19 protein-coding genes are annotated in these 19,228 nt (G+C 63.7%); 8 read left to right on the top strand and 11 right to left on the bottom strand.

Annotated elements, in window-relative coordinates; translation table 11 throughout:
- Window positions 1–34: 34 nt before the first annotated feature.
- Window positions 35–1,657 (top strand): sigma-70 family RNA polymerase sigma factor, encoded by a 1,623-nt coding sequence (locus VGN72_13150; protein HEV7300308.1) that lies wholly within the window; start codon window positions 35–37, stop codon window positions 1,655–1,657.
- Window positions 1,658–1,820: 163 nt separating this feature from the next.
- Window positions 1,821–2,528: an SMC-Scp complex subunit ScpB gene (scpB, locus tag VGN72_13145; protein ID HEV7300307.1), complete on the top strand. Its 708-nt coding sequence runs from the start codon at window positions 1,821–1,823 to the stop codon at window positions 2,526–2,528.
- A gap of 350 nt (window positions 2,529–2,878) precedes the next feature.
- On the opposite strand, the gene VGN72_13140 is transcribed toward scpB, so the two are convergent.
- The 7 genes from VGN72_13140 to VGN72_13110 form a co-directional block, all read right to left on the bottom strand.
- Complete coding sequence (locus tag VGN72_13140; protein HEV7300306.1) at window positions 2,879–3,295, bottom strand: universal stress protein; 417 nt, start codon at window positions 3,293–3,295, stop codon at window positions 2,879–2,881.
- Window positions 3,292–3,957 carry an RdgB/HAM1 family non-canonical purine NTP pyrophosphatase gene (gene rdgB, locus VGN72_13135; GenBank protein ID HEV7300305.1) on the bottom strand — a complete coding sequence of 222 codons (666 nt, stop codon included), beginning with the start codon at window positions 3,955–3,957 and terminating at the stop codon, window positions 3,292–3,294. The genes VGN72_13140 and rdgB overlap by 4 nt, the downstream gene beginning before the upstream one ends.
- Window positions 3,958–3,963: 6 nt before the next feature.
- Complete coding sequence (locus VGN72_13130; protein HEV7300304.1) at window positions 3,964–5,055, bottom strand: hypothetical protein; 1,092 nt, start codon at window positions 5,053–5,055, stop codon at window positions 3,964–3,966.
- Between the two features lie 71 nt (window positions 5,056–5,126).
- Window positions 5,127–5,948, bottom strand: coding sequence for a rhomboid family intramembrane serine protease (locus tag VGN72_13125; GenBank protein ID HEV7300303.1), 822 nt, complete (start codon window positions 5,946–5,948; stop codon window positions 5,127–5,129).
- 66 nt (window positions 5,949–6,014) lie between these two features.
- The gene (locus tag VGN72_13120) at window positions 6,015–6,551 is read right to left on the bottom strand and encodes an NUDIX hydrolase (protein HEV7300302.1); all 537 of its coding nucleotides are present in this window, start codon (window positions 6,549–6,551) and stop codon (window positions 6,015–6,017) included.
- 112 nt (window positions 6,552–6,663) lie between these two features.
- Window positions 6,664–7,827 (bottom strand): hypothetical protein, encoded by a 1,164-nt coding sequence (locus VGN72_13115; protein ID HEV7300301.1) that lies wholly within the window; start codon window positions 7,825–7,827, stop codon window positions 6,664–6,666.
- Window positions 7,824–8,246, bottom strand: a complete 423-nt coding sequence (locus VGN72_13110) for a CbiX/SirB N-terminal domain-containing protein (GenBank protein HEV7300300.1) — start codon at window positions 8,244–8,246, stop codon at window positions 7,824–7,826. Before VGN72_13110 ends, VGN72_13115 begins: the two co-directional genes overlap by 4 nt.
- Window positions 8,247–8,390: 144 nt before the next feature.
- Here VGN72_13110 and VGN72_13105 point away from each other — a divergent pair, with 144 nt between their 5' ends.
- Both VGN72_13105 and VGN72_13100 read left to right on the top strand, forming a co-directional pair.
- Window positions 8,391–9,323, top strand: a complete 933-nt coding sequence (locus VGN72_13105) for a fructosamine kinase family protein (GenBank protein ID HEV7300299.1) — start codon at window positions 8,391–8,393, stop codon at window positions 9,321–9,323.
- A gap of 130 nt (window positions 9,324–9,453) precedes the next feature.
- Entirely contained in the window at window positions 9,454–10,227 is a 774-nt protein-coding gene (locus VGN72_13100; protein HEV7300298.1) for a hypothetical protein, read from the top strand.
- A gap of 58 nt (window positions 10,228–10,285) precedes the next feature.
- Here VGN72_13100 and VGN72_13095 read toward each other — a convergent pair whose 3' ends face one another.
- Window positions 10,286–11,413 carry a hypothetical protein gene (locus VGN72_13095; GenBank protein HEV7300297.1) on the bottom strand — a complete coding sequence of 376 codons (1,128 nt, stop codon included), beginning with the start codon at window positions 11,411–11,413 and terminating at the stop codon, window positions 10,286–10,288.
- Window positions 11,414–11,673: 260 nt separating this feature from the next.
- Here VGN72_13095 and VGN72_13090 point away from each other — a divergent pair, with 260 nt between their 5' ends.
- Complete coding sequence (locus tag VGN72_13090) at window positions 11,674–12,459, top strand: ABC transporter ATP-binding protein (GenBank protein ID HEV7300296.1); 786 nt, start codon at window positions 11,674–11,676, stop codon at window positions 12,457–12,459.
- Window positions 12,460–12,640: 181 nt separating this feature from the next.
- The gene (locus VGN72_13085; GenBank protein ID HEV7300295.1) at window positions 12,641–15,421 is read left to right on the top strand and encodes an FtsX-like permease family protein; all 2,781 of its coding nucleotides are present in this window, start codon (window positions 12,641–12,643) and stop codon (window positions 15,419–15,421) included.
- Between the two features lie 47 nt (window positions 15,422–15,468).
- Here VGN72_13085 and VGN72_13080 read toward each other — a convergent pair whose 3' ends face one another.
- A complete protein-coding gene (locus tag VGN72_13080; GenBank protein ID HEV7300294.1) occupies window positions 15,469–16,191 on the bottom strand; it encodes a phosphatase PAP2 family protein in 723 nt (240 codons plus the stop codon).
- Between the two features lie 70 nt (window positions 16,192–16,261).
- Between VGN72_13080 and VGN72_13075 the strand changes: the two genes are divergently transcribed.
- The gene (locus VGN72_13075; protein HEV7300293.1) at window positions 16,262–17,107 is read left to right on the top strand and encodes an alpha/beta hydrolase; all 846 of its coding nucleotides are present in this window, start codon (window positions 16,262–16,264) and stop codon (window positions 17,105–17,107) included.
- A gap of 7 nt (window positions 17,108–17,114) precedes the next feature.
- On the opposite strand, the gene VGN72_13070 is transcribed toward VGN72_13075, so the two are convergent.
- Together VGN72_13070 and aroF are read right to left on the bottom strand one after the other, a co-directional pair.
- Entirely contained in the window at window positions 17,115–17,681 is a 567-nt protein-coding gene (locus tag VGN72_13070) for a GNAT family protein (protein HEV7300292.1), read from the bottom strand.
- A gap of 1 nt (window position 17,682) precedes the next feature.
- A complete protein-coding gene (gene aroF, locus VGN72_13065) occupies window positions 17,683–18,708 on the bottom strand; it encodes a 3-deoxy-7-phosphoheptulonate synthase (GenBank protein ID HEV7300291.1) in 1,026 nt (341 codons plus the stop codon).
- A 220-nt stretch (window positions 18,709–18,928) separates the two neighbouring features.
- On the opposite strand from aroF, the gene VGN72_13060 reads away from it, so the two are divergent.
- On the top strand, window positions 18,929–19,189 hold the full coding sequence (locus tag VGN72_13060) for a methyltransferase domain-containing protein (GenBank protein ID HEV7300290.1): 261 nt from the start codon (window positions 18,929–18,931) through the stop codon (window positions 19,187–19,189).
- The last annotated feature ends 39 nt before the right edge of the window (window positions 19,190–19,228 follow it).

The raw sequence follows: 19,228 nt of genomic DNA, 5'->3' as shown, positions 1-19,228 counted from the left end.
ATCATTAACAGTGGTAAACTTCCGGATTGACACCTTGGCGGCCCTAAGTCGGCAGATGGGTTTTACCCCCATTGATGTCCGACAGGCGCAGCTCGGCAACGCGGAGTCACTGCTACACACCGTCGAATCCTGCAAAGCCTATCCGTCCGACTTTGTGATGTATCGCATCACCGGCTACCGCCCCAAGAGCGTGTCGGAAGACATGCTGGCCGGGGCGGCCTTGCAGCACGATCTAGGGCTGCTGATCGAACGCGTCAGCGACACGCTCGAACTGGACGTCGCCAGCCAACCTGAGCCCGTGCTATCAATCGACGATGTCACCGAACAGTTCAACGTTGCCAGTAAGACTATCCAACGGTGGCGCCGCCGGGGGCTGCCGGCCAGGCGGTTTACGTTCGCCGATGGCAAACGACGCGTGGGATTCCTGCTGAGCAGCGTCGAGCGGTTCATCAACGCCCAGCGCCAGCAGGTGATGACGAGCGCGAACGTGTCGCTCGTCTCCATGGTCGAGCGTGAGCGGATCGTCCGCCAGGCACGGCGATTGGCGGTGCGGTCGCGGTGCTGGGAAGACGAGATCGCCCGGCGGCTCGGGCGGCGCATGAGTCGGTCGCCATTGACGATTTTGCACACGCTGCGGAAGTGGGATGCGGAACATCCCGCCGATGCCGTTCTGCCACTGGCGGCCGCGCCACTGAGCGATGCGGAGCGGGCGCGAATTTCGCGCGGCGCACGGCGTGGGCGTTCGTTGAAAGCGATCGCGAGGCGAATCGGTCGGCCCCGATGGGTCGTGTATCGCGCGCTGATGGATCGGCGGATCGACAAGGTGTCGGCCCGCAAGGTCCGCTTTATCGACGATCCGCTCTATCACCAGTCGGACAGCGACGAGATCATTCGGGCGATCACCGGTGCGGATGGCGGGATGACCGCTGCGCCGTCGTCGCCGCTCGATAGTCGCGTGCCGCGTGATCTGCCCCCCTACCTGCAGGCGTTGTACCGCACGCCGTTGCTGTCGCCGCAGCAGGAACGGGCGCTGTTCCTGAAGTTCAATTATCACAAGTATCGTTTCGTACAGGCCCGGCGAAAACTTGAGCCGCAGATGGCGCGATCGCGCGAGTTGAGGACGCTGGAATCGCAACTGGCCAAGGCGACCGAGACGAAGAACGCGATCGTGCAGGCCAACCTGCGGCTCGTCGTCAGCGTGGCCCGCAAGCACGTTCGGCCGGGCGTTTCGATGATGGAACTGGTGAGCGATGGTAACCTGTCGCTCATCCGCGCCGCTGAGAGCTTCGACGTGCACCGCGGCAACAAGTTCTGCACGTACGCGACGCTGGCGCTCATGAAGGGCTTTGCCCGCAGCGTGCCACGGATGCAGGCCGCCGGGCCGTCGGTCGACCTGGCACATGGGCTGCTTCAATCGCTGCCGGATTCCCGCATGGCGTCCAGTAACGACCGCCTCGCACATCGCGATGAGGTTGCGCAACTGCTGCAGCGGCTGAGCGGCCGGGAGACGCAGGTTCTGATGTCGCGCTTCGGTCTCAACGAACGGGGCCTCCCCGTCGCGCCGGACGAGATCGCGGTGACCATGGGCATCTCCGCCCAACGCGTGCGCCAGATCGAACAAACCGCTTTGGCGAAACTGCGGGCGGTTCGCGGGTAGAGATGCACCGAGCCGCTCGGCGTCTCCTTGCCCATCATTGCGGCTCGCACCACAACCGATACAATTCTCCCCGGGCATCCCTGCTGCTTCTCGACCGTTCCCGTTTGTCCGGCGTCGCAGGGCCGGATTTCGTTCATCATTCGTACCCCACTTTTCAGCGCGCATGGAAACCACCGAACCGTCAATCGATGAACCGCAGACGCCCGTCGAACAGGCCATCGGCAAAGAGGCCCCCGCTGCCGAAACCACACCCGAGGAGCCGACTGCGGAGGAAGGCACGGCCGAACAGCGGGACGGCGCGGTGGAGGCCGATCTACAGGACGCGGATGCTTCGCCGGAAGCGACTGCCGAGCCGATCAACACACCGTTGATTGAGGCTCTTTTGCTGGGCACGTTATCACCGTTGACCGCAGGCCGACTGGCGGACCTGATGGGGCTGAGCTCGACCAAGCCGGTGCGGGCAGGCGTCAAGGCGCTGAACAAACAGTACACCGAGACTGGCCGGGCGTTCCGCATCGAACAGGTCGCCGGTGGCTATCAGATCCTCACGCTACCGGAGTTCGGCGAGCACCTGAAGAAGCTGTACCAGAAAGAAGTCGATGCGAAGCTGACCAAGGCGGCGCTCGAGTCGCTGGCGATCATCGCTTACAAGCAACCGATCCTGCGCGCCGACATCGAAGCCGTCCGCGGCGTGGCGTGTGGTGAGACGATCCGCTCGCTGATGGAAAAGCACCTGGTCAAGATCGCCGGCCGGGCAGAGGAGCCGGGGCGGCCGATTCTGTATGGAACGACGAAGCGATTCTTGGAGTTATTCGGGCTGAATACGCTGAAGGACCTGCCACAGCCGGAGAATTTCAAGGCGCCGAAGTAGGAGATGCTAAGGGAGCCGCAAGTGGAGTCGGTGGTCGGGTGATTCTTCGCGCTTGTAGCCCGTACTGTAGTCGATCCGTAGACCAGTGGCCTGTCATCCCTTGGCGACCTGAGGGATCTCCAAAGGCCGAGACCGTCCGCAATTTGAGATCCCTCAGGTCGCCAAAGCTCCCGTCGGGATGACAAGTGCGCACGAGGCGACAGGGTTTCGTCCGCTAGCCTTAAGGCGAATGAGGGATGACACTTTCAGTGTTGCGCTCGTTCGCGTCTCTCGATCTGATCCGCCAGACAGTGCTGAAAGTGCGACCTACAAAACTTTCTCGCCGCCTTCCGTTTATCTAACCAAGCCCCTTACACCGTCCCCGACCAATCCGGCGGAATCATCAGCACCGGAATCTTCGTGTTCTTAATCAGTTCCACCGGCACGTTCCCCGCCAGCAGGCGCGCGAAGACGTTCTTACCGGTCAGTCCCAGCACGATCAGCGACACGTGATGTTCGGTGGCGGTGTTGAGGATGGCGCGGGCAATGTCGTCGCTGAAGAGCAGGAGGGATTGGACCTCGACGCCCATCGATTGCATGCGTTCGCGAAGCAGGGAGATGGCGGCCTCGCCGTCGGCTTGTTCCTGCTCGCGCATCTGGCCACCGCTGGGACGCGAGACGTGGACGACTAGAACCTCGCTACCCATGCGGCTGGCGAGGTCGGAGACGGTCTCCACCACGCGCTCGGCGGCGTAGGGGCTGCTGACTGAAACGAGGATTCGGCTCATAGTTCCGTCGGTTGAGGGGTCGAGGCCATCGCCTGCTGTTGCGTCGAGGGCGTCATCGGCAGGAACTCCTGCATCAGCGAGCGCAATCGCCGAAGGGCTTTGCCACGGTGGCTGATCTCGTGCTTCTCAGCCGCCGTCAGTTCCGCGGTCGTCCGGCCCAGCGCCTGGACGAGGAAGAGCGGATCATACCCGAAGCCGTTGCCACCGCGCCCCCCCGAAAGCAACCGGCCCTCGATTGTGTCCCGCGCCGTCAGCACGATCCGCCCCGCCGGGTCGGCCAGAGCCAGCACGCAAACGAACCGGGCGGTCCGGCGTTCTTCGGGAACGTCGATCATCTGCTGGAGCAGCAAAACGTTATTGGCGGCGTCGCCCGAGCCGGCGTCGTGCAATTCAGCCCAGCGGCTGCTGACCACGCCGGGCTTGCCATCGAGCGCGTCCACTTCCAGCCCACTATCATCAGCCAGAGCCCAGGATTGCGCCGCTCTGGCATAATAGGTTGCCTTCAAGCAGGCATTGGCGCGAAAGGTTTCGCCGGTCTCCTCAGGCGTGGGAATCTCGGCGTCCAGCGAAGAAAGGGCGACGCAATCAAAGCCGGTGGAGCGCAGGAGGTCTGCGAACTCCCTCACCTTTCCCGCGTTCTTCGTGGCGACGAGCAACTTCATCGATTTTCAATCCTCCAGGCCCCGCAGATGGTTCACACCACGCTGCCGGCTTGTACCGCTGGGATTGATGAGTTGCGGCGCCGCTGGCTGCGGACGGTCGGCAAGGGCCGAGCGCGGCCGGTCGATCTCCACGATCACCGACGGGTCGAACACCTGCACTTCACGCCCCGTGCGCTTGTGCCTGGCGCGGGTCATCGTCTGTTCCCCGTTCACCGAGTAATGCGGGAACGCCTTCATGGCCGCGAGCAGGGCCGGATCGACGGGTTCGACGCGTGGTGCCATCACCTGGGCCTTCACCCTGCGCCCGCCTTCGTTGACGTAGAAGTCGCCCCCCGCGCCAGCGGGCAGCGGAGCGGGCAGGACGACGATCGGTTGGTCGGAATTTTGCGTTTCGGCCGTCGCGGTCTCCTGTTCGCGCAGCGCCTGACGCGGGTAGGCGCCAATGCACACCGAACTAACGCTCTGGCCGTGATGATAGTAGGCTTCGATCCCCTGCTTACGCGCCTCGCGCACCGCATCGACCGCGTACTGCTTGCGAAGCGGGCTGTCCTTGTAGACGGCGATCTGCAGCGTCCACATGCGGTCCGCGGGCGTGTTTGCCAGGTTCCATTCCGGTGGCCCCTCGGGGTCGGGCGTGCTCAGGTCGACGAACGCCGCCCCGCGGAACGGGCGGTCGGACCTGGAGTCGCGAAACGACACGATCTTCGCCCGGTCGGCCTCGGCCCGCTGCTTCTCTTTCGGGTTGGCGCTGCCGATGAAGTCCTTGTAGTAACCGTAGTAGAGGATGCTCTCGGTCTCGCCGTGGATGATGTAGAAGTCGTTCCAACCGGTGCGCTCGATGAGCTGGCCCTTCAGCATCTTCGATTGCGCGACGTGATCGATGCCCGGAATGGCCAGGCAATACAGCGTCAACCGCGCGTCGGCCGGGGCGACGGGCGTGGCGGTGACGTTGCTGACGACCTTCCCCTTGGTCGGCTGTGCCGCGGGCGCGGCGAGCATCGACTGCTTCGGGGGCGTGGCGGTCGCAGGGGCCTTTTCGCCACAGGATGCGCCAAGCATGGCAACGGTGATAGAGACGGCGACAGAGCGGTACATCATGGGTGTTCCTCGCAGGGGCCGACGATTGTAACAGGATGGCGCAAGCCTGTCCGCAATGGCGCACGCGGACACTATCGCACGCGCCGTCGGGCATCGGAGACGCGCTGGCGTTCGGTGGCGCGCTTCAGCGTATTGCGGTCGCTACGGCTGAGGCTGTTCATGCCGTGCTCGTGCACCTTCTGCAGGATGCGGTCGATCGCCTGCTGTTCGTCCTGCTCCATCCGGCGGCTGCGTTCTCGGCGGTAGTCGGTGAATCGCTCTGTCAGGTTCCAGTCGAATCGCTGGCCGATCAAGGGAACGATGAAGCCAAACGCCAGCCCGCCCAGGTGCGCCACGTTCGACATGTTGCGGTCGTGCAGGATCGTCAGCACGTACAGTACAGCGTACAGCAGCGCAAGGATGCGCACGGGAATGATGCCAAAGAACATGATGCCCGGCATCAGCGCCGCCACTGCGCCCAGAACTGCTAATATGCTTCCACTGGCGCCGATGAGGATCGAGTGGCCCCACACGTAGCTCATCACTGCATAGGTTAGCCCCGCCGCCACGCCACCCAACGTGTAAAAGCCGAGCGTACGCCGCCAGCCATAGGTGCGCTCCATCAACGGCAGGATGAAGTACATCGACAGCATGTTCCAGAAGATGTGGCTGCCGTCGCCGTGGATGTACTGATAGGTGATGAACCGCCAGGGTTGCCACCACCCCCTTCCTCCGTCGAATCTCAGCGAGCCCCACTCACGCAGGAACGGGCCGATGCCGAAGATCTGCAGAATGAAGATCCCCAGCACGGTCAGGATCATTACCAGCGCGAGCCCCCGCGGCTTGTAGTCGGACAGCCGCGGACCGATCGTGTCACCACCGCCGGTGTTGTAGGTTCTGTCTTGCCAGCCCATGAACGTCTTTCGGTTTGCCCGTCGTAATCGATCCAAGTCAGTCAGGTTGCTTCGACCGCTTCCGGATCATAACTTGGCGCGGAAGAATCGGTCGTACAGCAGGATGGTCGCGATCGTCTTGGCGTCGGCGATCTGCCCAGTGCGGGTCCACTCGATCGCTTCGTCAAGCGGCGTTTTCTGGACCTCGATCTCCTCGCCATGCTCCAGCGCCTGGCGGGTCTTCTGCAGATCGTAGGCAGCGAAGGCGTACATCTTCTCGCTCAGGATGCCCGGCGAGCTGAAGAAGCTGCCGACGATCTGCAACCGCCCCGCCAGATAGCCCGTTTCCTCCTGCAACTCCCGGCCGGCGCAGTTGATCGGATCCTCGCCTTTCTCCAGGGTGCCGGCGGGCAGCTCCAGCAGAATTTGCCCGGTGGCGTACCGGCGGTTGCGAATCAGCAGGATCGTTTGATTGTCCACGATCGGCAGGATCACGACCGCGCCCGGGTGGGCAACCACCTCGACGTTGTGGCGACGCCCCTCGTCGTCCTCCAGATGATGGATCTCCAGCCGCACCTTGCGGCCGTCGAAGATCACCTGCTTGTCGATCAATCGCGATGCCATCGTTCCTCCGGCCGGGGATTATAGCGCGAAGGCGCGCGGCGTGCATCTAAGGAAGTCGGTCACCCCATCTGCGACACGCGCTCCGTGTGCCAATGGACCGTCGTACGACACGCTACATCACGCGCTCGATCAGAGCCGGTAACACCACCGATGCATCCAGATTCTGCTCGGCGACCCGCCTGGCCGCTCGGCTGTGGTGATCGTAGTCTGCGGCGATCGTGTTCAACGCAGCCGCGGCCTCGTGGAGAGATCGGAACGAGAACAACCCGTCCCCTGTCGGCAGCCAGCGATCGAACCCGCTCGCCTGCGTCACCACCGGTCGGCCACTCGCGAGGTAGGCGCTGGAACGGTCACTGAACCAGCCGCTCGGCAGGCCGGTGTAGATTTCCTTCGCCACGGTAAACTCGCCGGCGCTGTCGCGGATGAAGTCACCGAACGACTGGCAGCTCAGCGTGGCGGCCTCGGCGTCGGTCCAACGCCAGCCATGCGACTCGAACTGCCGCAACACGTCGGCGGGCATCGATTGCATGCCGAGCGTCATGTCCCAAGTCGTGCGCGACGGCAGGTCGAGCATCTTCATCCATTCCGGCCCCTTGCTGCTCAGGAACCGCCGGCCGTTGAACTCGACGTGCCGTTCGGCACTGTGTTCCCACTTGCCGATCGTCGAGAACCGCCGCGACGGCGTCGGCACCACCGGCCAATGGGGTAGCGCGATCGGTTGGCGGGTAGGAATCCAATTGAACCCGTGGGTCGGCAGTTCACAGTGCGGCTGCCCGATCTCGGTGCCGAACGTAGCGTGCGCATCGAACGCGCGGTAGTAGTCCATCAGCCCCGCGTCGTGGCCCATGCGCAGTTGCGTGAAGACCGGATCGGTATCGATAACCGCGGTACGTCGTGGCCGCGGGCGATCTACCCGCATCGGTGTGACACCGCTGACGCATAGCAGCAGGTCGGCGCGTTGCAGGAGGTCGTTCAGCTCGTCCTTCTGCAGGCCGTAATAAGTGTCCCAGAACTGCGAGTAGTAGCACCACCGCAGGGGCAAGCCGTACTGCGCGAACGTGGCCTTGAGGTAGTCGATACCGTAGGTTGGGTCAGGATCGCAGCGCCAGGTCGATGGGTTGTACGGCACGGCGTATTCGCCACTGTCTTCGAGGAACCAGACCTCGTGGCCCAGCGCGTGGAGGCCGAGCAGGTAGTTGAGGTGGTGCCACGTCATCCCGCCCAGCGGAAAGCCGACGATGTACCCGCCGACAACGATGGTGAGCGGCTTCGTCACAGCGAGCGCACCTCGCCGGCGGGCTCGGTGGCCGGTGGCGCTTCAACCGCGGCGTCGGCACGCTTGGCGAGCAGGTCGAGGATGAGGTCGTCGATGCCGAGCGGGTGTGCCACGCGGTGCGTCGTATTGGGGAACTTGGTCGCTGCCGCTCGGGCTAGATCCGGGATGTCCTGCGACCAATGCTTGCCCGGGCCCAGGAAGAACGGGCAGACGATCAGGTGAGCGGCCCCACGATGTACGCAGCGCTCGTAGGCGGTTGCGATAGACGGCTCGGCCAGCTCCATGTGGGCTGGCTCAACGAGGTCATACCGGTCGCCAAAGCGCGCCGCGAACAACTCCGCTACACGTTCGAGCATCGCGTTGCTCTCGCGCATGCGCGATCCGTGATCGACAAGGATAATCCCGATTTTCTTCGACATCGTTTACGTCGTCCTTTGCTGGCCGTTGCCTCGCCACCATGGAGTCTACGCACGGAACGGCTCGCTCGCAAAAAAGGCGGCAGATCGGCGAGGTTTTGGGTTGTCCGCCCTGCGCCAATCAACGACAATTCACCGCGGTATGGCATGACTTCATCGGATGGTGACATCTCGTGGGCGAACCTCCGCGAGGTCGTGCGGCAGTCCTTCGGGACCGCGGCCGACCTCGCGGAGGTGACGCCGCTGAAGGGTGGTTGCATCAACTGCACGCTGCGGTTGACGATGACGGACGGGTTCCAGACCGTGCTGAAGGTATCGCCCCACCGCGTCACGCACGCGTTTGTCCACGAAGCGTATCAACTCGAACAACTGGCCGCGGCGCAGATGCCGGTGCCGAAGGTCCTCGCGACGTCGGTCGGATCGCTCGATCACCCGTTTAGCTACCTGTTGATGGAGTTCATCGACGGCATGCCGCTCTCGGCGGCGCGCAGCAAGTGCACGAGCCAGGAATGGGACGGCCTGCAGGCCGAACTGGCGCGGCTGCTCTGCGAACTGCATCGCACGCAGGGCTCGCAGTTCAAGCGTGTCTCGCCCAACGGTGAGCGTGGTTACGATTGCTGGGCCGAATTCTTCCAGGATTTGTACGACGACATCTGGGCGGACGTGCAAAAGTCGAAGTTACTGCCGGTGAAGAGCCGCAAGCAGATCTGCCGGATTCACGATCGCCTGAAGACGCTGCTGTCGCACGACGACCCGCCCACCCTGGTCCACTGGGACCTGTGGGGCGGCAATATCATGGTTCGCCCCGGCGAATCAGGGTGGCAGTTGGTCGCGTTGATCGACCCCGCCGCTAAGTATGCCCATGCCGAGGCGGAGCTGGCCTATCTCGAACTCTTCCGCACGGCCACGCCCGCGATGTTCAAGGCGTACCAATGCGAACGCCGATTCCCGCCTGACTATCACGCGGTGCGGAAGCATGTCTATCAGCTATATCAACTGTTGAACCACGTGCGGCTGTTCGGGCAGGAATATGTGAAGCCGACGCTCGGCGTGCTGGACCGCTTGCGCGCCGTGGCGTGAGAGAGGTCAGTTGGTGTCAGCCGAACTCCACATCTTCATCCCCCGGCCAATGCATGACAGGTAGCGGTCCAGCTGCAACCATTGATTCGATGCGCAACCGTGATCGATCGGCGCGCCTAAACTTCCCTTGATGCCCACCGCTGTTGAGAACCGCGCAGCTCTGCGTCAGATGCTGCGCAACCTGATCAAGATGTACGGTCCGCGACCTTCCCACTTTCGTGGCAGCGGGCTCGACGTGCTGATTGAGGCGATGCTTGCGCAGAACACGAACATGGCCAACGCCACGCGCGGCTACAAGCGCCTTCGCCGTGATTTTCCGTCGTGGACGAAGGTGATGAACGGCCCGGTCGAGGCCGTTCAACGTTCGATCGCAATCTGCGGTTTAGCCCGCATGCGGACCCGCCGACTGCAGGAAATGCTGCGGCGGATCAAGGACGAGCAACGCAAGCTCGACATCTCATTCCTTAGCGAACTCGACGTGCCAACTGCCTATGCTTGGCTTACGCAGTTCCACGGCATCGGCCCGAAGACGGCCGCGTTCACGCTGCTCTTCGGGTTCAGCAAACCGATCTTGCCGGTCGACAACGGGGTGTTGCGCGTCGTGAAGCGCCTGCGGCTAATCCGCCCGAACGCGCGCGACCGCGAGACCGAGCAAAAGCTGTCGCCGTTGATCAAGCAAGGCGACCACTACGCCACGCACGTGCTGCTGTTCCGCCACGCCAAGGAGCGCTGCCGGCCGAGGAACCCCAAGTGCGACGAGTGCCTGCTGCTGAAGATGTGTCCGTACGGCCAGCGACGCGTGCGCCACAAGCCCGCCCGCGATCCCGCACGCGCGCGGCCACGAATCGCGGCGCGCTTCATCTCCGGGGGCGTTTCGAAGAACGGGACGAACGAGGACCTTTAGGTCGTGCGAGCCACGATGCGGCGCGCACCCGATGCGAACTTTACCCAAGGCATTCGGATCACTTCTTCTGGCTCGGCGAGGCCACCATTAAGCGAGTCCAATCGCCGTCACTGACGTTGTAGTAGATCCGTTGGCCGTCGGCGGTGAAGACGGGGTGAGGATGGTTGCGGCGCCAAGAACGTGCCCCGCCGTTGTTGAGGAACCGGGTCACGACGACGAACTCGTCGCGCTCGAGCGAGCCTACGACGATCGCCTGCTCACCAGGCCGCCCCGTGGGTCGACGCGAGTAGTTTCCGTCGGTGACGAACAACCGGCCGTCAGGCCCGACCGAAGGATGATCAGTAATCGATTCCCCGCAGTGCTGGCGGTTCCCGGTCGTCTCCAGGTTGAACAGGACGTTGCCCTTTTCGAAGATCTGATTCGAGTCTGGGTGCCATGACGGGTGACCCCACTGCGTGAACATGCGAACGAAGCGCCGCGACCGGAGGTCGTACACCAGGTTTCCCTGCCGCTCGCTGGCCTTAGGCGAGCGGAAGTCGTCACCGCCACTGGGGCGGGCCATCTTGAAGAAGACGCGATTGCCGTCGGGACTGAGGATGGGGAAGAAGATCGAGAGATCGTCGGTGCCGAAGGTCTCGTTGGTCCACTCCCGGTACTCGGCGATGACGGCGGCCGATGTCACCGCGGCGCGGCGTTGGCCGGTGCGCACGTCGATCAACTCAAGGTCGCGGTTGGGGCCGGGGTTCCAGTGACAGCCGTACACGGGCACGAGCGGCTGCGTCGGCGAGCCAAACCCGATCTGCCGATCCTCGGCCAAAACCTTCGTGGCTTGCGTCTCGATGTCGACGGCCATCACGAACCAGCGACGGTCGCGGTGGTCGTGGTAGACGACGGTCCGGCCGTCGTTCACCCACTGCTGGCAGGCCACGCGATGAGCATCCTCGGTGGCCACGCCCGAAGCGAGGGCCGTTTCCTTGCCGGTGGCCCGTTCCAAGATGCAGATGTCGCCCGATTCTCCCTCGGGGTCGGTGGAGCTGAAGTACAGCACGTGACGGCCGTCTGGGCTCTCGGGGCAGGCGTTGAAGTACGAGTGAGTCGTGTGCCGCGATCCATCGGGCGCGACGGGCCGTACCTCGGCTTGCGCCCAGTGGGCTAAATCGAATTCAGGCAAAAGAGATGCGCTCATCGTCGTCGCCGTGAAAAGGGAAAACGTGATCAACCAAGTGAATTCCGGAGTACGCGGGCCCGATGCACATTATCCACCCGAACACGGCAACAAGCCAATTCACCGCCGACTGGCAAGTCGAACGGTGCTGCTGCCTCGCATTTGTTCCACATTCCAGTCCGTTGACGGCGGCGTCTGCTTGGGCATTCTTGCGAAAGCGCTGCTTGTGACCCCCGCACGGCACGACTATCATCCACAATTCGCGCAATCGCAGGAGTAGAATGTCGCCTCTGGTCGTTGAACATGCGGTAAAAACCTTTCGCCAGGGCGACCGCTCGGTGGATGCGCTGCGCGGCATTTCGATCGAGGTGCCGCAGGGGCAGTTCCTGGCCATCATGGGCGCCAGTGGGTCGGGCAAGAGCACGCTGCTGCACCTGATGGCCGGGTTGACGACCGCCAACGCCGGTAAGGTGCTGGTGAACGGCACCGACCTCACGACGATGAACGACAAGACGCTGACGCTGTTTCGGCGGAAGCACATCGGGCTGGTCTTCCAGTCGTTCAACCTCATACCCACCCTCAGCGCCGAAGAGAACGTGGCGCTCCCGCTCATGCTGAACGGCCGGCTGACCCCGGCGCACAAGGCCAAGGTGGAGGAACTGATGAAGGCCCTCGGCATCGCTGGCCGCCGACATCACCGGCCCGACGCCATGAGTGGCGGTGAACAGCAGCGCGTCGCGATCGGACGGGCGCTGGTCACCGACCCCGCCGTCATCCTCGCCGACGAGCCCACGGGCAACCTCGACAGTGCCAACAGCCGTGGCGTGTGCGAACTGCTGCGCGATTTGTCGGTCATTCATAACAAGACGATCGTGCTGGTCACGCATGAACCGAGCGTCGCCGCGTACGCCCAAGAGGTGGCCGTCATTCGTGATGGCAATCTCGTCGACCGCTTCAGCACCGAGGGCCTCGGCAGCGGGCAGGAACTGGCCGCGCGGTATCACGAGGCGATGAACAACGGTGTCGCGGCGAGCGATCGTAAGGATGCGACGTTCCAGGACCAATGAATGACGCGTGTTGCATTCGTCAGAAGTGTCACGCGCTCACGTTGATTTGTCATCCTGAGGTACTCCGAAGGATCACTTCTTCCCCGAACCCCATACGGGGGAGATCCTTCGGAGTACCTCAGGATGACGGATCGTGCTGGCTCGTCTGTCAAAGACATAAACGCGTTTAAGTCAAATCATCATGTTTCTTCCCAAGCTCGTCCTATCGCAGTTGATCGCCCGCAAGGTGCGGACGCTGCTGACCGTGCTCGCGATCACGTTCTCGGTCAGCCTGGTGGTGGCGGTGACGAGCGGCTACGAGACGATGCAGTCGGTCGCGATGCGCTACCTCGAGCAGACGATGGGGACGAGCGACGCGCAGATCACCAAACAGAACGACCCGCGCGGCGGCGTCGACCAAGGCATCATCTCCGACCTTATGGCCGACCCCGACGTGCAGAGCGTCATCGGTCGACTGGAGACCGAAACACGCCTGCCCGCCCGCCCGACCACCGGTCCTGCCACGCAAGGCGCGACGGCCGATGCCGATGAGGAGGCCGATGAGGACGCGTTCGGCGACGGCCGCCGCGGACCGCGAAAGGCACAGGTGATTGGGGTGCGCCGGCCCGACGACCGCGACGTCGACCGCCTCCGCGTCACCGGCGGGCGATGGTTCGAGTCGTCCGACGTGCGCGAGGTGGTGATCGACCAGGTCGTCGCCGAGCTGCTGCAACTGGAGATCGGCGACACGCTGACGCTGCCCGCCCTGGGTCGCAAGCTGGAACTGACCGTCGTCGGCACGGTGCACAAGCCGGGCATGCTCGCGCAGCACATGCCGACGATGTACGTGCCGTTGACGACGCTTCAGGAGTTCCTGGCGCCCAACAAGCCCGGCCAGTTGAGCCGCGCGTCGATCGTGCTGAAACGCGGCTCCGACGCCATCGCCTTCCGCGATCGCTGGAACGCAAAGCTCGAACAGATCGACCCCGCTCTTCGCCTGCGCCTTACCAGTGAACAACGGCAATCGATCGCAAAGAACCTCGCCACCATCGAAGCCCTCAGCTACCTCGGCAGCATGGTCTCGATGACGGCGGCGGCGTTCATCGTCTTTTCGACGCTGGCGATGGGCGTCAGTGAACGGCAGCGCACGCTGGCGATGATGCGCGCGATCGGCGCGCTGCGCAACCAGGTCGCGTGGCTGGTGGTCATCGAAGCCATCACCCTGTCGGCCATCGCGGTGGCGATCGGCGTACCGCTGGGGCTGCTGTTCGTGAAGATCCTGATCAGTTTGGATCGCTTCAAAGACATCTTCGAGCACGCTGGTGTCACCGTCGACCAAGGTGGCCTGCTATTGGCCGCCGGTGGGTCGGCGGTGACGGCGATCCTCGCCAGCTTGCTACCGGCTTGGCAGGCGACGCGCGTCGACCCGCTGGCCGCCATGACACCCCTGGCCACTACCGGCCGCAGCCGGTTCCCGTGGCTCGCGATCGTGGGCGGGCTGCTGCTGATCAGCATCGATTCGCTGATCGTCTTCTTCCCCTACGTCGCCGTAGGGCAAGCCCTCGGCATCGCCAACCCGGAAGACCTTGGTCGTACGTACGGGTTCTACACGCACATCCTGCTTGGCCTGCCGACACTGATGCTCGGGTTTTTCCTGCTGGCGCCGCTGTTCGTCATCGTGATCGAACGCGTTCTGGGACCGGTGGTTTCGGCAATGTTCGGACTGCAATACTCGCTGTTGCGCCAGCAACTGTCCGGCGGCCTCTGGCGCGCCGCGGGCACGTGCGCATCACTCATGGTGGGCTTGGCCGTGCTCACCGTGCTGCAGGTGCAGGGCAATTCGGCGTTGAACAGCTGGAAACTGCCTAACAAGTTCCCCGACGTCTTCATCTTCAGCCCCAACGCGCTTGGCCCGCAAGACCAAGCCACGCTCCGGCAGACGGAGGGCATCCGCGGCGACCAGGTGATGCCCATCGCGATCGCATCGCCGCAGTTGGGCAATCAGTTGGTCGGTATCGGTGCGGCGCTGCAGTTCTTCCCCGATGCCACGATGTTCTTCGGGCTCGAACCTGACCTGATGTTCGAGATGCTCGAGCTGGACTTCCGCGACGACGAGGGCCGCAGCGTTAGCGATTCAGAGCAGAAGCGCATGTCCGAGGAAGCGACGGCCAAGCTGAAGCTCGGGCGGCACATCATCGTGACCGACGAGTTCCGCCAGCTGAAGGGCCTGAAGGTCGGCGACAAGTTGCCGCTGCGCACGTCGCGGCATGGAACGGTCGACTACACGATCGCGGGCATCGTCTGGTCGCCGGGGTTGGACGTGATGGCCAGCACGTTCGACATGGGCCGGCAAATGGAACAGCGGACGGCCGCCAGCGTGTTCGGCTCGCTGACCGACGCGAAGGAAGACTTTGGCATCGACTTCGCCTACCTGTTCGCGGCCAACCTCGACTTTTTCACCGAGCGTGAGGCCGTCCTGAAGCGCCTGAAGGACAACCTGCGGCAACAGAACGTGAACGTGGCCGACGTGCGGCAGATCAAGGCGCGCATCGAAAAAGGCCTGACCAACCTGCTTATGCTCGTGAGCACCGTTGCCTTCGCCGCGATGGCAGTGGCGAGCCTTGGTGTGGCGAACACAGTGATGGCCTCCGTGCGCAGCCGGCAATGGCAGTTCGGCGTGCTGCGAAGCATCGGCGTCACGCGGACCCAATTACTGCGTCTGGTGGTCGCCGAAGCGGTACTACTGGGGCTTGTGGGCGTCGGCCTCGGCTTGGCTGCGGGCATGACAATGGCGTTCAACGCGCGGCAGCTCAGCCGGATCACGCTCGGCTACTCACCCGACATGGACGTGCCGTGGGACATCATCGGCCTCGGTTGCGGCTTGGTCATGGCCATCGCGATCGTCGCCAGCCTCTGGCCCGCCATCGGCACCGCCCGGCAACAGCCACTGCAACTGCTGGCAGCCGGTCGTGCATCTGCATAACCCGCTTCTCGAAAAGTGAGCCCTGCGATCGGCGAACGTGCGCACACTCACGCGGTCTCGGTCGGCATGTCGTCCGTATCGCGCCCATCTTGTTCGATCATGCGATGCCGCTGGAGGAACGTCGCCACCAGCCAGAGCAGGATCGCCCAAGCCAGGCCGACCACCCACCCCGCCAGCACGTCGGTCGGCCAGTGGACGCGCAGGTACACCCGGCTCACCCCCACCAGCACGGTGATCAGCACGGCCAGGCTCAGGAAGTAAATCTTCACCTTGCGCGACTTCGCCATGCGCGCCAGCAACACGCCCAACGTGAGATAGACGGCCGCCGACAGCATCGCGTGACCGCTCGGAAAGCTCTTGCTGATCTCGGCCACGGCGCGGCCCTCTTCAGGGGGTCGGTCACGGCCGATGAAATGCTTCAACCCCGTGTTGAGTGCCGCCCCGCCGATGGTCGCGACCAGCAGCAGGACGATTACGTGATACTGGCGCACCAGCATGAAATAGCCCGCCACCACGAGCGTCATGCCGGCCAGCACGATCACGCCGCCTAGCGCAGTGACATCGCGCCCCATGATCTGCAACCAGCGCGGGCCCGTGTTCTCGTGCATCCAAGCGATCGCGCGTTCGTCAAAGTGCGTGGTGTCGCCCTCCTGGACGTCGTCGGTCAGCTCGATAAAGCCGTAGACGCTTGCAACCACCACCAGCATGCCCACGAGCACCAGCGGGGAGTACGACCCGAGATAGCTCGCCACTCGACGAATGAAGTCCATAGGCGACAAGTTACGGTCAAGCGGGCGGATCGAACAACCACCGATTTCACGGTAAGCTGTTCGCACCCTTATGACCGACGCGAACCACCCCCAATCGATTCCACTCTGGGCAGACGCTGCTCCCGGCGCCCTTAGCACGCGCGACGAGGACGTGCCGACGCTCACGCCGTTTCTGCCGACCTCGCGACCCGCCAACCCCACCGCAGCACGGCCCGCGATCGTGGTCTGCCCGGGCGGTGGGTACGGTCACCTAGCGGGCCACGAGGGCGAGACGTACGCCCAGTGGCTGAACATCCTCGGCATTGCCGCGTTCGTACTGAAGTATCGCCTGGGCACAGATGGCTACCGCCACCCGACGATGCTGCACGACGCCGCCCGCGCGGTGCGGCTGACGCGTTCCATGGCATCGAAGTGGAACATCGATCCCCGCCGCGTCGGCATCATGGGCTCATCGGCGGGCGGGCACCTGGCGTCCACGCTGTTGACTCACTCTGATGCCGGCGACGCGCGATCGCCTGACCCGATCGACCACCATAGCTCGCGGCCCGACGTCGGCATCCTCTGCTATCCCGTCATCACCATGGGCGCGCACTCGCACTCGGGCTCGCGGGCGAGCCTGCTCGGCGAGCAACCGTCGGCAGAACTGGTGACGCTGCTCTCCAACGAGCTGCAGGTAACGACCGACACGCCGCCGTGTTTCGTGTGGCACACGTGGGAAGACGCGGCCGTCCCCGTCGAAAACAGTATGGACTTCGCCGCCGCCCTGCGCCGCGCCGGCGTGCCGTTCGACCTGCACATTTATCAGAAGGGCCGCCATGGCATCGGCCTGTCCGACAAGCCACCCTTCGCGAACGTGCACCCGTGGGCGCGGGACCTGGCGTTTTGGTTGAAGGCGAACAACTTCACGACCAACTGACGGTCAATCAGCGATCGGCCGTCACCTTCGCGTAGATCCGCACGTCGCGCAGTCGGCCATCCGGGCCGCGATCGTCGTTGCGCAATGTACCTTCGAGCGTGAAACCAAGGCGCTCGGCAACGCGCCAGCTACGCTCGTTGAGCGGATCGACACGAATCTCCACCCGCCGCGCCCCCAACGTCGCCAGCGCCAACTCGGCAATCGCCGCCGCGGATTCTGTCGCGTAACCCTGACCCGCGCGGCTCGTCCGCATCCAATAGCCGATCTCGCACTTCGGCACAGCCCAATCAATCGCGTGCAGCCCGCTGGACCCGACTAACGCGCCCGAAGCTTTGTCGTACAAGTGCAGCCGCAGGTCTTCACGTGCGGCGAACTTCGCGACGGCGGCCATGACGTTTTCCTCAGACGCCTCCGGCGTCGGCACCTCTTTCGCCCAGATCATCCACCGGTGCAGTTCCGCAAACGACTCGCGGACCGCCTCGTTCACCGCTGCCCCATCACCCGGTCGGGGTGGACGAATGATCAACCGCTCGGTCTCAATCGTCTCCGGCAGCTCGAAAGACACGTTTGCCATCTCACACTTCCCTATCCACCGCGGCGGCGACGCGCTTGATGCTCTTCATCACCTCGGCGAACTGCTTCAGGTTCAGAGATTGCGCGCCGTCCGTCATCGCGTGTTCCGGGTCGTCATGCACTTCCAGAATTAGCGAATCGGCGCCGGCGGCGACGCTGGCGCGGCACATGTCGGGCACGAGGTGGCTCTTACCCGTGCCGTGGCTCGGGTCGACCACCACCGGCAGGTGCGATCGCTTATGAAGCTCAGGCACGATCGCCAGGGGCAGCGTGTTGCGGACGTAATCCGTCTCGAAGGTGCGGATGCCACGCTCGCAGAGCATGACCTGCGAATTCCCACCCGCCAGGATGTACTCGGCAGCCAGCAGGAATTCCTCGAGTGTCGCGCTCAGCCCGCGCTTCAAAAGCACCGGCTTGCGCGTCTGGCCAATCTTGGCCAGCAGATTGTAGTTCTGCATGTTGCGCGCGCCGATCTGCATCACGTCGGCGTACTCCACGACGGCGGGGATCTGGTCGATGCTCATCACTTCCGTGATGATCGCAAGGCCCGTCTGCTCGCGCGCTTCAGCCAGGTACTTCAGCCCTTCCTCAGCCAAGCCTTGGAACGCGTACGGACTCGTGCGCGGCTTGAACGCCCCGCCGCGCAGGCCGACGGCACCGGCCTCTTTCACGGCGTGCGCGATCTCCAGGATCTGCTGCTTCGATTCGACACTGCACGGCCCGGCGATCACCGGCACCTTCACGCCACCCACCACGCCACCCAGCGTGCCGCCGAGCGGGATCTGCGTGCGATCCTTCTTCACCTCCGACGACGCCATCTTGTACGACGCCAGAATCGGCACGACCTTGTCGACGCCACCGGCCAGTTCCAGCCGGCCCTTGTCCTTCGCGCGGTCGTCCCCAAGGCAGGCGATGACCGTGCGCTCCGATCCCACGATCACCTGTTCCTTCAACTTCATCTCGTTCACCAGTCTCACGACATGTTCGACCTGTTCCGCGGTCGCGCCCGGCTTCATCACGACGATCATTTCGTACCTCGCTTCGCTGCTCGCCAACTAAACATGGGACAACCCAAAACGAAAAAAGCCCCAGGACCGCGTCCTGAGGCTCAGTAGATCAATATCAACTTAATGCCAGTTCAGAACGCGCAGTTTCGCAGCGGATAAAAATAACCGCTAAACCAAAACGAGAACGTGGCGAACGAATGCTTCACTGCTCTATCTATAACACCGATCGGACCGGAGTCAAATGCAATCCGATCTGAACCGCCTATTCGGTCCGCTGCTGGGGATGCAGAGCGTCATGGTCGACATCGCCACCCGCGGCAACATCACCAACGTGGAATTCCACCTGGCCCCCATCGATCGCCTGCCGTTGGCGGAGGCGAGCGTAGACGTCGTGATCAGCAACTGCGTGATCAATCTCGCGCCCGATAAGTCAGCCGTCTTCCGCGAGATCGCGCGCGTGCTGCAGCCCGGCGGTCGCGTGGCGGTAGCGACATCGCGCTGAAGCCACCACTCCCGGCCGACCTGCGCGAAAGCGTCGTGG

This window comes from Tepidisphaeraceae bacterium, assembly GCA_035998445.1.
GTDB lineage: Bacteria > Planctomycetota > Phycisphaerae > Tepidisphaerales > Tepidisphaeraceae > DASYHQ01.
The sequence above is the reverse complement of the archived record's forward strand: the minus strand, read 5'-3'. Positions and strand labels throughout refer to the sequence as shown.

What these genes read in the sequence shown, in the direction of transcription:
- VGN72_13120 (HEV7300302.1), bottom strand. Translation starts at nt 6,551, where the DNA reads ATGGCATCGCGATTGATCGACAAGCAGGTGATCTTCGACGGCCGCAAG.
- VGN72_13070 (HEV7300292.1), bottom strand. Translation starts at nt 17,681, where the DNA reads ATGGCAAACGTGTCTTTCGAGCTGCCGGAGACGATTGAGACCGAGCGG.
- VGN72_13085 (HEV7300295.1), top strand. Translation starts at nt 12,641, where the DNA reads ATGTTTCTTCCCAAGCTCGTCCTATCGCAGTTGATCGCCCGCAAGGTG.
- aroF (HEV7300291.1), bottom strand. Translation starts at nt 18,708, where the DNA reads ATGATCGTCGTGATGAAGCCGGGCGCGACCGCGGAACAGGTCGAACAT.
- VGN72_13095 (HEV7300297.1), bottom strand. Translation starts at nt 11,413, where the DNA reads ATGAGCGCATCTCTTTTGCCTGAATTCGATTTAGCCCACTGGGCGCAA.
- VGN72_13140 (HEV7300306.1), bottom strand. Translation starts at nt 3,295, where the DNA reads ATGAGCCGAATCCTCGTTTCAGTCAGCAGCCCCTACGCCGCCGAGCGC.
- VGN72_13130 (HEV7300304.1), bottom strand. Translation starts at nt 5,055, where the DNA reads ATGATGTACCGCTCTGTCGCCGTCTCTATCACCGTTGCCATGCTTGGC.
- VGN72_13125 (HEV7300303.1), bottom strand. Translation starts at nt 5,948, where the DNA reads ATGGGCTGGCAAGACAGAACCTACAACACCGGCGGTGGTGACACGATC.
- scpB (HEV7300307.1), top strand. Translation starts at nt 1,821, where the DNA reads ATGGAAACCACCGAACCGTCAATCGATGAACCGCAGACGCCCGTCGAA.
- VGN72_13110 (HEV7300300.1), bottom strand. Translation starts at nt 8,246, where the DNA reads ATGTCGAAGAAAATCGGGATTATCCTTGTCGATCACGGATCGCGCATG.
- VGN72_13075 (HEV7300293.1), top strand. Translation starts at nt 16,262, where the DNA reads ATGACCGACGCGAACCACCCCCAATCGATTCCACTCTGGGCAGACGCT.
- VGN72_13060 (HEV7300290.1), top strand. Translation starts at nt 18,929, where the DNA reads ATGCAATCCGATCTGAACCGCCTATTCGGTCCGCTGCTGGGGATGCAG.
- VGN72_13105 (HEV7300299.1), top strand. Translation starts at nt 8,391, where the DNA reads ATGACTTCATCGGATGGTGACATCTCGTGGGCGAACCTCCGCGAGGTC.
- VGN72_13080 (HEV7300294.1), bottom strand. Translation starts at nt 16,191, where the DNA reads ATGGACTTCATTCGTCGAGTGGCGAGCTATCTCGGGTCGTACTCCCCG.
- rdgB (HEV7300305.1), bottom strand. Translation starts at nt 3,957, where the DNA reads ATGAAGTTGCTCGTCGCCACGAAGAACGCGGGAAAGGTGAGGGAGTTC.
- VGN72_13100 (HEV7300298.1), top strand. Translation starts at nt 9,454, where the DNA reads ATGCCCACCGCTGTTGAGAACCGCGCAGCTCTGCGTCAGATGCTGCGC.
- VGN72_13090 (HEV7300296.1), top strand. Translation starts at nt 11,674, where the DNA reads ATGTCGCCTCTGGTCGTTGAACATGCGGTAAAAACCTTTCGCCAGGGC.